Source organism: Curtobacterium sp. PhB170 (assembly GCF_003752345.1).
Taxonomy (GTDB): Bacteria; Actinomycetota; Actinomycetes; order Actinomycetales; family Microbacteriaceae; genus Curtobacterium.
The window spans coordinates 60,696-71,968 of sequence record NZ_RJUM01000014.1 but is presented as its reverse complement, the minus strand read 5'-3'; the positions used below and the strand labels follow the sequence as shown (position 1 = coordinate 71,968).

12 protein-coding genes are annotated in these 11,273 nt (G+C 70.9%); 5 read left to right on the top strand and 7 right to left on the bottom strand.

Annotation, left to right across the window (positions count from 1 at the left end; all coding sequences use genetic code 11):
• Window positions 1-10: 10 nt before the first annotated feature.
• Genes EDF40_RS17425 through EDF40_RS17410 form a run of 4 tightly spaced genes read right to left on the bottom strand, consistent with a single transcriptional unit; the run spans window position 11 to window position 4,537 of the window.
• Window positions 11-1,396 (bottom strand): cellulase family glycosylhydrolase, encoded by a 1,386-nt coding sequence (locus EDF40_RS17425; RefSeq protein WP_123341097.1) that lies wholly within the window; start codon window positions 1,394-1,396, stop codon window positions 11-13.
• Window positions 1,396-2,370 carry a carbohydrate ABC transporter permease gene (locus tag EDF40_RS17420; RefSeq protein ID WP_207896044.1) on the bottom strand — a complete coding sequence of 325 codons (975 nt, stop codon included), beginning with the start codon at window positions 2,368-2,370 and terminating at the stop codon, window positions 1,396-1,398. The genes EDF40_RS17425 and EDF40_RS17420 overlap by 1 nt, the downstream gene beginning before the upstream one ends.
• Window positions 2,367-3,245: a carbohydrate ABC transporter permease gene (locus EDF40_RS17415; protein ID WP_111084508.1), complete on the bottom strand. Its 879-nt coding sequence runs from the start codon at window positions 3,243-3,245 to the stop codon at window positions 2,367-2,369. Before EDF40_RS17415 ends, EDF40_RS17420 begins: the two co-directional genes overlap by 4 nt.
• On the bottom strand, window positions 3,245-4,537 hold the full coding sequence (locus EDF40_RS17410; RefSeq protein WP_123293981.1) for an ABC transporter substrate-binding protein: 1,293 nt from the start codon (window positions 4,535-4,537) through the stop codon (window positions 3,245-3,247). Before EDF40_RS17410 ends, EDF40_RS17415 begins: the two co-directional genes overlap by 1 nt.
• A gap of 115 nt (window positions 4,538-4,652) precedes the next feature.
• Here EDF40_RS17410 and EDF40_RS17405 point away from each other — a divergent pair, with 115 nt between their 5' ends.
• The 3 genes from EDF40_RS17405 (at window position 4,653) to EDF40_RS19335 (ending at window position 6,387) form a co-directional block, all read left to right on the top strand.
• On the top strand, window positions 4,653-5,684 hold the full coding sequence (locus tag EDF40_RS17405; protein WP_123341098.1) for a LacI family DNA-binding transcriptional regulator: 1,032 nt from the start codon (window positions 4,653-4,655) through the stop codon (window positions 5,682-5,684).
• Window positions 5,685-5,799: 115 nt separating this feature from the next.
• Window positions 5,800-6,132: a hypothetical protein gene (locus tag EDF40_RS17400; RefSeq protein WP_123293983.1), complete on the top strand. Its 333-nt coding sequence runs from the start codon at window positions 5,800-5,802 to the stop codon at window positions 6,130-6,132.
• 102 nt (window positions 6,133-6,234) lie between these two features.
• Window positions 6,235-6,387: a hypothetical protein gene (locus tag EDF40_RS19335; protein ID WP_159572741.1), complete on the top strand. Its 153-nt coding sequence runs from the start codon at window positions 6,235-6,237 to the stop codon at window positions 6,385-6,387.
• Between the two features lie 8 nt (window positions 6,388-6,395).
• Here the strand turns inward: EDF40_RS19335 and EDF40_RS17395 are convergent, their stop codons facing one another.
• From EDF40_RS17395 to EDF40_RS17385, 3 genes are read right to left on the bottom strand one after another with little or no spacing between them, the layout of a single operon-like run.
• Window positions 6,396-7,259 carry a DMT family transporter gene (locus EDF40_RS17395; RefSeq protein WP_123341099.1) on the bottom strand — a complete coding sequence of 288 codons (864 nt, stop codon included), beginning with the start codon at window positions 7,257-7,259 and terminating at the stop codon, window positions 6,396-6,398.
• A 13-nt stretch (window positions 7,260-7,272) separates the two neighbouring features.
• Window positions 7,273-7,935, bottom strand: coding sequence for a response regulator transcription factor (locus EDF40_RS17390; RefSeq protein WP_111084503.1), 663 nt, complete (start codon window positions 7,933-7,935; stop codon window positions 7,273-7,275).
• 39 nt (window positions 7,936-7,974) lie between these two features.
• The gene (locus EDF40_RS17385) at window positions 7,975-9,531 is read right to left on the bottom strand and encodes a sensor histidine kinase (protein WP_123341100.1); all 1,557 of its coding nucleotides are present in this window, start codon (window positions 9,529-9,531) and stop codon (window positions 7,975-7,977) included.
• Window positions 9,532-9,664: 133 nt separating this feature from the next.
• Between EDF40_RS17385 and EDF40_RS17380 the strand changes: the two genes are divergently transcribed.
• Together EDF40_RS17380 and EDF40_RS17375 are read left to right on the top strand one after the other, a co-directional pair.
• Window positions 9,665-10,507 carry a helix-turn-helix domain-containing protein gene (locus tag EDF40_RS17380; RefSeq protein WP_185003195.1) on the top strand — a complete coding sequence of 281 codons (843 nt, stop codon included), beginning with the start codon at window positions 9,665-9,667 and terminating at the stop codon, window positions 10,505-10,507.
• Between the two features lie 101 nt (window positions 10,508-10,608).
• Window positions 10,609-11,190, top strand: coding sequence for a hypothetical protein (locus EDF40_RS17375; RefSeq protein WP_123341102.1), 582 nt, complete (start codon window positions 10,609-10,611; stop codon window positions 11,188-11,190).
• Window positions 11,191-11,273 lie beyond the last annotated feature (83 nt).

Genomic DNA, 11,273 nt, shown 5'->3' with positions numbered 1-11,273 from the left:
TGGGCGCGGGTCAGCGCGTGGTCGCGGGGTGCGCGACGCGGATGGAGGTGGAGTCGAGCTCGGCGGGCACGTCGACGCACCGGTCGATGCCACGGGCGGCGAGCATCCCGGTGTCGCCGAGCCGCGACCGCAGGACGACCTGCGGGCCGCGACCGTCCGGTTCCGCCGACGCGACCGCGAGCCAGGCGGCGGCGAACCGTCCGCCGGGGGCGCAGTCGGCACGCATGCCGTGTCGGTCCGAGCCGTCGGGCAGCACGTCGTCGAGCACGAGCGCCGTGGCCGGCGGCGCAGCAGCGGTGTCGGTGGCACCGGACCCTGCGACGACGGCGAAGGCCTCGCCCGCGGGCTTGATCCGGCCGTCGTTGGTGAAGAGCCCGAGGTCGTACTCGAGCTCCGGGAAGTCGGCGAGCGACCTGGCGACGTCGTGCGAGCACCACCACGTGACGCCGAGCACCTGCTGCGCCCCGAGCACGTGCCGGATGGTCTGCTCGGTGAACGAGGCGGCGTCCTCCGGGGCGACGACGTTGGTGGGCGCCCCGACTTCCTGCAGCCAGTTCGGCCGTGCGGGGTCTCGGTTCCAGGCGGCGGCGAGCTGGAGGAGGTACTCCCCGTGCCGCACCGACCCCGGCCCGAGTGCGCCGTGCAGGGCCGCCGAGCCGTTGAACACCCACGAGTGCGTGACGGTGGCGTCACCATGGTCCGCCGCGTGCTCCGGTCCGAACGGCTGCGCGTCGTCGTACCAGGCCGCGTCGTACTGCGCGACGGTGACCAGCGGCCGCGGACGCGACCCGCTGCCGGACGGGGCCGACGCGGACGAGTCGACCCGGGCCTCCCGGCCCGACGAACCGGACGAACCGGACGGACCGGACGCGAGCCCGGACCGTGCCGCCGCGACCATCGCCGCCGCCCACGCGTGCCCCTGCTCCGCCGTGATGTCGTGCGGGGCGGGGTGCGGAGCGTGCGCGAACTGGTTCACCTCGTTGCCGATGGTGATGCCGAGCAGGTTCGGCTTGTCCGCGACCGCTGCGGCGAGCGCCCGGACGTACGCCGCGGTCGACGCGACGACGTCCGGGTCGGTGAACATGTTCCGACGGTGCCAGCTGTCCAGCCACGAGGGCACGAAGTCGAAGCTCGACAGGTGCCCCTGCAGGGCGTCGACGTTGACGTCGAGCCCGAACGAGCCGGCGATGTCCACGACCGTCGCGACGTCCTGCAGTGCCGACGCCCGGATGAGGGTGCGGTTCGGCTGCACCACCGGCCAGAGCGGGAAGATCCGCACGTGGTCGGCGCCGAGCGAGGCGATCGCCTCGAGGTCCCTGGCGGTGTCCGACGGTGAGAAGTCGAGCCACGAGTGGAACCAGCCGACCGAGGGCGTGTAGTTGACCCCGAAGCGCATCAGCCCTTCACACCGCCCTCTTCGACGCCCTTGAAGAAGAAGCGTTGCAGGACGGCGAAGATCACGGCGATCGGGATGAACGCGATCATGGTGCCGGCGGCGATCATGCGCTGGTCGGTCGCGAACGTGCCCTGCAGGTACTGCAACCCGACGGTCAGGGTGAGGTTCTCCGGCGACTGCAGCACGATGAGCGGCCACAGGAAGTCGTCCCACGCCCCGATGAACGAGAAGATCGCGATGACGGCGATGGTCCCCTGCACGGCGGGCAGCGAGATGTACCGCAGCCGCTGCATCGCGTTCGCACCGTCCATCACGGCGGCCTGGTCGATCTCCTCGGGGATCTGCCGGAACGCGTTGAACATGAGCAGCACGTTGAGTGCGGCGATCATGCCGGGCAGGGCGACGCCGACCAGGTTGTCGGCGAGGCCGAGGTCCTTGACGGTGACGAACTGCGAGATGATCGTCGCCTCGCCGGGCAGGACGAGGGTGGCGAGGAACAGTCCGAGCACGAGCTTGCGGTGCCGCCACTGCAGCCGCGCCAGGGCGAAGCCGGCGAGGGTCGCGAAGACGATGTTGCCGAACACGTCGATCGCGGCGACGAGCAGCGAGTTGCCGATGTAGCGCCACACCGGGATCGCGGCGGCCACCTTGAGGTAGTTCTCGATGGTCGGCTCGGTCGGGATGAACGACGGGTTCGCGGTGTAGATGTCCTCGCCGGCGCCCTTGAGCGAGGTGGACAGCTGCCACAGGAACGGGCCGATCGTGATGAAGAGCACCACGATGAGCAGGACGTAGCGCACGACCTTCTCGCGGGTGGACATGACACCCCAGACCGCGCGACGGCGCTTGCGTCCGTCTCGTCCGTTCGGCCGGGAGGCCCGTCCCGCGTCCGTCGCGCCCGTCACGTCCGGCGTCGGGCTGGCTGCACCGCGCGCCCCGCCCAGGGCGGGTTCGGTGGTCGTCGTGTTCGTCACTTGTCCGCCTTGCTGTTCATCCGCGCGAGGGCGAGCATCGGGATCAGCGTCACGACGAAGAGCAGGAGGCTCAGGGCGGACGCGTAGCCGAGGTTGCCGGTGAAGCCGCGGGCGTACTGCTGGATGAGCATGACGAGCGAGTTGTCCTGCCCGCCGGGTCCACCGGTGCCGTTGGTGAGGATGTAGAGCTCGCTGAACACCCGGAGCGCGGAGACGCACACCAGGATCCCGACGAGCGTCATGGTGCCCCGGACCCCCGGCATGGTGACCGACCAGAACCGGCGCACCGACCCGGCGCCGTCGAGGGCGGCCGCTTCGTGCAGGTCCTTGCCGACGTTCCCGAGAGCCGCGAGGAAGATGATCATGTAGTAGCCGAGGCCCTTCCAGACCGTCAGGCTGATCGCGCTGAGGAGCAGCAGCCACCGGTCGGTCAGGAACGGGACGCTGCCCTGCACGACGCCGAGCGCCTGCGCCATCTCGTTGATGACGCCGCGGTCGTCGAGGATCCAGGTCCAGATGAGCCCGACGACCACGGCCGACGCGATGACCGGCGTGTAGAACGCCGTGCGGAAGAACGCGATCCCCGGCAGCTTCTGCTGGACGAGCACCGCGATGAGCAGCGGCAGCACGGTCAGCAGGGGCAGGCAGATCGCCATGTAGATGACGCTGTTGAGCAGCGCCTCCCACACCTGCGGATCGGCGAGCAGGGTCTCGAAGTTCTTGAGCCCGACCCACTGGCTCACGCCCCCCAGCGGGCTCGCGTTCGTGAACGACAGCCGGACGGTGTTGATCGACGGCCAGAGGCTGAACGCGACGAGCCAGACGAGGGCCGGCAGGACGAGCAGCCAGGGCGTGAACCAGCGGTTGGCGCGCATCAGCCGTTGGCCAGCAGGCTGTTCATCTTGGTCTGAGCCGTCTGCAGCGCCTTCTCCGGCGCGACCTGGCCCTTCATGGCGAGGGCGATCTGCTGGTCGAGGAAGTCCGTCATCGCGGAGTTCGCCTCGACCGGGTTGAGGACCTTCGCGGTCTTCAGGGCCTCGTTCGCCAGGACACGGGCCTCGCCGTTGACGGTGCCGTCGTCCTTCGAGAAGTACGGGTCGGACTGCGAAGACGTGGTCGACGGGAAGATGTTGACCTTGTGCGCGAACGCCTCTTGGTTCTCCGCGTTCGTCATGAACTTCGCGAACGCCTCGGCGGTGGCGAGGTGCTTCGACTTGGCCGACACCGACAGGCCCTGCACGTACAGCGGCGGGGTGTCGAGCGCCGGGCTGACCGTCACCTTGCCCTTGAGTGACGGGTTGTTCTTCTCGAAGTCGGCGAGCGAGGTCGCGCCGCCCGTGGTCCAGGCGACCTTCTGCTGCGTGAACAGCGTCGAGTTGCCGAGGTAGTCGCTGTTCAGCACGTTCGAGGGCATGTAGCCGTCCTGGTACGCGTCCTTGTAGCGCTCGATCAGGTCGGCGGCCTTCGACGAGTCGGCGAAGGTGAACTTCGTGCCGTCCGCGTTGAGGACCTTCACGCCGGCCAGGGTGAAGTCGCCGAGGCCGGGCTTCCGGCTCATCAGGTAGTCGGTCGGGCAGTTCTCGTGCATGGTCTTCGCCTGCGTGAACAGCTCGTCGGTGGTCTTCGGCGGGTTCTTCGCGTCGAGGCCGCACTTCGCGAACATCGTCGCGTTCCAGTAGTCGACGTCGGTGTTGAGGTACCAGGGGTAGCCGAACGTGCCGTCGACGCCCTTGTACTTGTAGGAATCGAGCGCGCCGGCGACGTACGTGCTCGCGAGCTTCGTGTCGTCCTTCGCGACGTCCTGCAGGAACCCGCGCTTCGCGAGCGGCAGGGCGATGTCCGGCGGCAGGTTGATGACGTCGGGCAGCGAGTTCGACGACGCCTGGCTGAGCACCTTGTCGGCGTAGCCGTCGCCTGGCTGGTCCTGCAGCTTGACCTTCGCGTCGGGGTGGGCCTTCTCGAAGTCGGCGATCACCCCGTTCAGGTAGCCCGTGTACGTCGGCGTGAGCGCCCACGTCTGCAGCGTGATCGACCCGCTGATCTCCCCGCTGCCGGTGTCGGCCGCGTTGCCGCCGCTCGAGCAGCCGGTCAGGACGAGTGCCGTGGCGGCAGCTCCTGCGAGCAGCGCTGCGGCGCGGCTCCTCGTCGCACGTGTGGTGGTCCTCATGGCGTCTGACTCCCTCGTCATCCTGCGTGGTCATCGTGCTGAACCGGTTCAGTTCCTGTCCCTGAACCCGCTTGTGGCAGTGACTATGGAGGACTAAAACGCTATAGTCAAGCCCGTGGCCACGAACCGTCGAACGACGATCTCCGACATCGCCGCGCGTGCCGGCGTGTCCGTCAGCGCGGTCTCGTTCGCCCTCAACGACCGCCCCGGCGTGTCCGACGAGACCCGCGAACGCGTCCGCGCGATCGCTCGCGAACTCGACTGGCAACCGCACACCGCAGCGCGCGCCCTGGGCGGCGCGAAGGCTGGCTCGATCGGCTTCGTGCTGAACCGGCCGGCCCGCACGCTCGGCACCGAGTCGTTCTTCGGCGACCTGATCTCCGGCATCCAGCTCGGGCTCGCCGGCACCCACGTCGGGATGAACCTGCTCGTGGCACGCGACGCGGCCGAGGAGCTCGAGACCTACCGGGCGTGGTGGCGTGGGCACCGGGTCGACGGTGTCGTCGTCATCGACCCGCGGCGCGACGACGACCGGCTCACCCTGCTCGCCGAGCTCGGCATGCCCACGGTCGTCGTCGGCTCCCACCCCTCACCAGAGGGCTCCGCACCGAGCGTGTGGATCGACGACGGCGACGCGACCGACACCGTCCTTCGGTACCTGCACGCGCTCGGGCACCGGCGCATCGCGCACGTCGCCGGGCGCCCGGAGTTCGAGCACACCGCCATGCGGATCGAACGCGTCCGGGCGTTCGCGGCAGCCGAGGGGCTCGCGGACGCCGTGTCGATCCCGACCGACTACTCCGCCGAGGCTGGCGCGAGTGCGACCCGCACCCTGCTGTCCCGCAGCACTCGGCCGACGGCGATCGTGTACGACAACGACGTCCTGGCGGTCGCCGGGCTCGGGGTCGCGAGCGAGATGGGCATAGCCGTGCCGACCGACGTCTCGATCGTGTCGTTCGACGACTCGGCGATGATCCAGCTCGTCCGGCCGTCCATCACCTCGCTGACCCGCGACACCGTGGAGCTCGGGCAGCGCGCGGCGACACTCCTGCGCGCACAGATCGACGCCGATGCCCCGTTGCCGTCACGCCCCGGGCCGCCACTGACCCTCAGTGTCCGGGAATCGACGGCACGCGCGGGGTCCTGATACGCCACTCCGGCGCTCCTGGCGTTCCACGACGACACGCCCAGCGGGCGTCCGGCCGAGGTCCACGGCACGCGGCGGACTTGACTCCCGTTCGAACACACGTTCGAATACCGTCGTGGGACGGCGTCGCGAGAACCGGTGGCAGCCCCCGGAACACCCGGAGGTCGAACGTCCGCGCGCCTACTCGCTGTCCGAGGACGCCCGCGGGCCCGACGTCTGCCACGCCGTCACCCCCGTGCCGGTCTGGGCGTGGATCCAGTTCCCGACCTTCCACGTCCGGGTGAAGGCCTTCGCGAAGAGCTGGACCCGTGATGCCGTCATGGTCGAGTGGGCGCAGTTCGGACAGCAGGCGGACGCGTGGGTGTGGCGGTCGGCCGTGAAGCACCGCACCCTGCGTGCCGACCAGGCGGAACGCGCGATGCGGAGTCCGCAGAACGCAGCGCGTTGACTTCCGGTCGCACCCCGAGGATGGTTTAGCGAACACCGGTTCGGTAAGTAACTCACTGATCGAGGCATTCGTTCGAGTGCCGCTCCGGGACGAGGAGGCACCATGAAGAACACAGCGGTGCCGTCCTGGGTCGCCCACGTGCTCACCCCACCCGAGGTCATCAGCGCCTACGTCGAGGCCCGGGTCAACGATCCGGCCCTGCTGTCGGGCGAGCACACGGAACCCACGTACGCCGACTTCCTCGGCGACGAGTAGACGGTGGTTCAGCGGCGTCGGCGGCGCGCGGACAGCGTGACGCCGACGCTCGCAGCAGTGACGCATACCAGCGCCACCGTCTCCAGCACGGACAGCCCCTCGCTGAGCACCACGAGGCCGGCCAGCGCGGCGATCGCCGGGCCGAGACTCTGCAGCACGCCGAACACCCGTGTCGGCATCCGTCGCAACGCCAGCATCTCGAGGGCGTAGGGCAGCACGCTCGACAGGACGGCGACGGCGCCGAAGACGAGCAGGAGCACGGGTTCGCGGACCACGCCGTCGATCGCGGACGGGAGCCCGAACGGCAGCGACACGAGCATCGCGACCACCATCGACACCACCAGGCCGTCGACACCCGGGATCGCGGCGCCGACGTGCCGGTTCATCACGATGTAGCCCGCCCAGCAGGCCGCCGCGAGCACGGCCCAGACGATGCCGCCGACCTCGGTCACGGCGCTCGGGCCGACCCCGAGCAGGACGACGCCGGCGAGCGCCAGGGCGGCCCAGAGCGCGTCGAGCCACCGCCGGGTGTGCACGAGGGACAGGGCGAGTGGACCGAGGAACTCGATCGTCACCGCGACCCCGATCGGGATGGTCGCGAAGGCCAGGTAGATGAAGACGTTCATCCCGCCGAGCGCCAGCCCCAGGCCGACCGCGCCGAGCCACTGCGCGCGGGTCCAGTGCCGGACGCGAGGACGGACGACCAGCGCGAGCACCACCGCGCCGATGACGAGCCGGAGCGTCGCGGCCCCGACCGCGCCGACGTCGTCGAAGTGGGTCTTCGCGATCGCGGCACCGACCTGGACGGACACCATCGCGGTGAGGGCGAGCAGCGGAGCCGGGATCCGGTCGGTGCCGCGGGCCTGGTTCATCCGCCGGACCGGCTCATCCGAGGTAGGCGAGCACGGCGAGGACGCGGCGGTGGTCCTCGCCGGTGTCCTCGAGCGCGAGCTTGCCGAAGATGCTCGACACGTGCTTCTCGACGGCGCCGGTGCCGATGACGAGGGCGCGGGCGATGGCCGCGTTCGTGCGACCCTCGGCCATCAGGCCGAGCACGTCGCGTTCGCGCGGGGTGAGCGCGGCGAGCGGGTCGCGCCGCCGGCTCATCAGCTGCGTGACGACCTCGGGGTCGAGCACGGTGCCGCCAGCGGCGATCCGGCGCACGGCGTCGTCGATCTCCTCGAGCCGGGTGACGCGGTCCTTGAGCAGGTAGCCGATGCCCGTCGCACCGGCGGCGAGGACGTCTTCGGCGTAGGTGGCCTCGACGTACTGCGAGAGGAGCAGGACCCCGGTGCGCGGGGCGATCCGGCGGGTCTCGACGGCTGCGCGGACGCCTTCGTCGGTGAAGGTCGGCGGCATCCGGACGTCCATGACGACGACGTCGGGAGCGCCGTCCGGCAGCGTCGCGAGGAACGCACGGGCGTCGGCGTACTGGCCGATGACGTCGATGCCGGCTTCGTCGAGCACGCGGGCCAGGCCCTCGCGCAGCAGGACGGCGTCGTCGACGACGACGGCCCGGATGCGTGCTGCATCCGGGCCGTCTGTCATGCCGACCAGCCTAGTGGGAGCGCGGGCGCTCCCGTGGGGTCACGACCGCGGGTTCGCCGTCGTGGGGACGCCGTTCAGGGCACCGAGCGGGATCCGCGCCGTGGCCTCGGTCGGGCCGCCCTCGGGGCTCGCGACGACCAGGTCGCCGTCGAGTGCGCGCATCCGGCCGATCAGACCCTCGATGCCGTGGCCCTGCTGGGGTCGTGCGCCGCCGCGGCCGTCGTCGGTCACGCTGACGGTCAGGTACCAGAGCCCGGAGGCGTCGACCACGAGGCCGAGGTACACCCCGGCGGTCGTGGCACCGGCGTGCTTCATGGTGTTCGTCAGGAGCTCGCTCACCGTGAAGTACACGTTGCGCTGGATCTCCGTCGCGAGCTCGAGGCCCTCGGGCAGGCGGACGTCGAGGCCGACCGGGATCGGGGTGCGGGCGACGAGGGCTTCGAGGGCCGCCACGAGCCCGCGGTCGAGCAGGATCGGTGGGGCGAACCCGCGGGACAGTGCACGCAGTTCGTCGAGGGCGTCCTGCGCGTGCTCCGAGGCCTCGCCGATGAGCTGCTTCGCTTTCTGCGGGTCCTTGTCGAACGCGCGTTCCGCTGCCGACAGGTCCATCCGGAGCCGCACCAGGCGCTGCTGCGGGCCGTCGTGCAGGTCGCGCTCGATCTGGCGCAGGGCCTGGCCCTCGGCGGTCACCGCACCGGCACGGGAGGCCTGGAGTCCGGCGACGCGCTGCTCGAGCTGCTCGGCACGGAACCCGCCGAGCAGACCGAAGTCCACCCAGTAGTGCGCGATGACCGAGCCACGGGCCCAGAGCGGGAACAGCACGACCGAGGCGGCCATCGACAGCAGCCCGAGGAACCCGAAGCCGACGACGGAGGTCATGTCCCACCCGAAGTACTGCGCGCTCAGGCCGTTCGCGAACGCGACCACCGCGAGCCCGACGGGCCAGAGGAACCCGGCGAGCAGCAGGACGCCGGCGCCCACGGTGAAGAGCGCGACGAGCGGGTACACGACCGCTGCGTGCAGCAGGTAGAGCCAGTAGTGCGGGTTGGCGACCGCGGAACCGGTGCGCGTCCACCAGTTCTGCTGCCAACGGGGCGTCCAGTCCACCGGGCGGATCGGACGCCGGTCGGCCCATCCGATGCGGAGCTTCTCGAACTGTCCGAGCCACCGCGCCACGAACAGCGCGATGAAGAACATCAGCAGCACGAACGGGTTGAACAGGTCGCGGAAGCCGCCGCCGAAGATCGCCGCGGGGAACGCGAAGTAGAGCGTGCAGAGCAGCACCCCGGTCAGGGCCATGTACCCGAAGTCGCGCGGCAGGCGCTTCCAGGACTCGCGGTAGAACGCGCCGGCGGTCATGCCGGAGCCCGCACTGCCGCCACGACCGCCACCCGGTGCCGATCCGTTCGGCGGGGTCGCTCCCCACGACGCCGGCGGGGTCTGCTGTTCGTGCTGTCGCGGGTACTGCGGCATCGGCTTGGTGGCTCCAGGTGGGACGGAGTCGCCCAGCGGGACGGTCTGGGCCTGGTCGGGCGAGGGTGTGACGTCGTCCAGCGGGACGGTTCGCGCCTGGTCGAGGCGGTCGGTGTCGGTCATGACTCCAGCCTCGCGATCACGGGGCCGTTCCCCCATCCTGCCCCCTCCCCAGCCCGGGTGGGGTTATCCCCCCTCTCCACAGATCTCCCGAGGCCGATCGTCGCGGGACGGCCCGCCGGACATGCTCGTGGTGATGGGCGACGCACTCCGAGCACTGATCGACGCCGTCGGCCTCGAGGTCGGCCCCGGCGAGGAGATCCGATCCGACGACGACCGCTGGACGATCGACCTCGATCCGGACGGTACGCACGCCTGGGTCGCGACCCGGCACCGGCCGATCTGGCTCCACCGCGACGACACACTCGTGTTCATCGAGGCGGGTGGAGCCGCACTGGTCGAGCAGCACCCGACGACGTCGATCGGCTCCGACCCCGAGCGGCACGGTCCGCCTCGCACTGCTCCATCGTACGACTTCCCGCACGAGGCCCTGTTCGCCGAAACCGGCGTCGTCGTCGGGTCGGCGACGCTCGGGCCACTCGCTGCCGAGGTCCTCGCGCTCCCGTCGATCGCCACCACCCAGCCCGCGGGCTTCGCGTCGGCGGACGTCGTGCTGGCGCTGCGGCACGTCGGTCACCTCGACGGCGGCCGGTGGCACGGCGTGCAGCAGGATGCGCTCGCGCGACTCGTGGTCACGACCGTGCTCCACGACAACCCACCGCCCTCGCTGCGCGACAACAGCCTGGCGAGGGTTCTCGACCGGCTCTTCGACCCGGCGGGCGGGCACTCGACAGCGGACCTGCCCGACGGGGTCGGCATGTCTCCGCGCACCCTCGAGCGCCGGTGCGCGGAGACCACGGGCTGCACGCCGGCCCAGCTCGGGCGGTGGTTCCGGAGCCTCGGCGTCCGGCGTGCACTCACCCGGGGTGACCGTCCCGCCGAGGTCGCTGCACGCTTCGGCTTCAGCACCACCGCCTCCATGCGACGCGCGCTGCAGCGGGTCCGTGCACCGGAGACCGACCTCCCTCGGCGGTTCTGACGGTTCCGGTTCACGAATCCCGCGGTTCGCGAACCAGGACCGTCAGCCGCCCGGACAGAACATGCTCTCCCCGCGGCGCGGGCTGCGCGTAGTGTGCGGGCATGCAGAACATCACGGGGGTTCGGGTGGTCTCGGCCGCGGCAGTCGTCGCAGCGGTCGTGTTCGGGGCGCGCGGGCTGGTGGGGACGATCTGGCTCGCGCCGTGGGACCTGCCGAACGGACTGCTCCTCGTCGCCACGGCGCTCGCCGGGCTGGCGGGTGCGGTCGTGCTCGTCGCCGCGGTGCGCGCTCGGGACCGTCGGGCGCTCGCGTTCGCGGTGTCGGTCCTTGCGTTCGCGCTCCTGTGGCCCGCGCCGAGCTGGGTTACGGAGGTGCTCCTCGTCGTCGCGCAGGGTGCACTCGTGGCGTTCGGGGTGCTGACCATCCGGAACGAGGACGGCGTACAGCGGGCCTTCGGCTGGATCGTCACCGTGGCGGCGTCGCTGTGGTTCGTCCTGGCGCTGCTGTCGAACACGGTCCTGCTCACAGCGCTGCCGCAGGAGGCGCTCGGCATCGCGTTCTCCGTCCCGGGGCTGCTGCAGACCGTGGCCTACCTGGCGGCGACGGTGCTCGTCGCGGTCCCGCTCCTGCGTCCGGTGGGCCGGGGCGTGAACGCGCTCTGGGCCTCGGCCGAGGTGCGCTGACTCCGCAACGACGCTGAGACCGCAGGGCCACAGGGCCACAGGGCCGCAGGGCCGCTGCGGCCGCAGGGCATCAGGGCCGGCGA

Excerpts from the sequence above, each read along its gene's own strand:
- EDF40_RS17410 (WP_123293981.1), bottom strand. The coding sequence starts at position 4,537 with ATGAGGACCACCACACGTGCGACGAGGAGCCGCGCCGCAGCGCTGCTC.
- EDF40_RS17395 (WP_123341099.1), bottom strand. The coding sequence starts at position 7,259 with ATGAACCAGGCCCGCGGCACCGACCGGATCCCGGCTCCGCTGCTCGCC.
- EDF40_RS17425 (WP_123341097.1), bottom strand. The coding sequence starts at position 1,396 with ATGCGCTTCGGGGTCAACTACACGCCCTCGGTCGGCTGGTTCCACTCG.
- EDF40_RS17415 (WP_111084508.1), bottom strand. The coding sequence starts at position 3,245 with ATGCGCGCCAACCGCTGGTTCACGCCCTGGCTGCTCGTCCTGCCGGCC.
- EDF40_RS17385 (WP_123341100.1), bottom strand. The coding sequence starts at position 9,531 with ATGACCGACACCGACCGCCTCGACCAGGCGCGAACCGTCCCGCTGGAC.
- EDF40_RS19335 (WP_159572741.1), top strand. The coding sequence starts at position 6,235 with ATGAAGAACACAGCGGTGCCGTCCTGGGTCGCCCACGTGCTCACCCCA.
- EDF40_RS17375 (WP_123341102.1), top strand. The coding sequence starts at position 10,609 with ATGCAGAACATCACGGGGGTTCGGGTGGTCTCGGCCGCGGCAGTCGTC.
- EDF40_RS17380 (WP_185003195.1), top strand. The coding sequence starts at position 9,665 with ATGGGCGACGCACTCCGAGCACTGATCGACGCCGTCGGCCTCGAGGTC.
- EDF40_RS17390 (WP_111084503.1), bottom strand. The coding sequence starts at position 7,935 with ATGACAGACGGCCCGGATGCAGCACGCATCCGGGCCGTCGTCGTCGAC.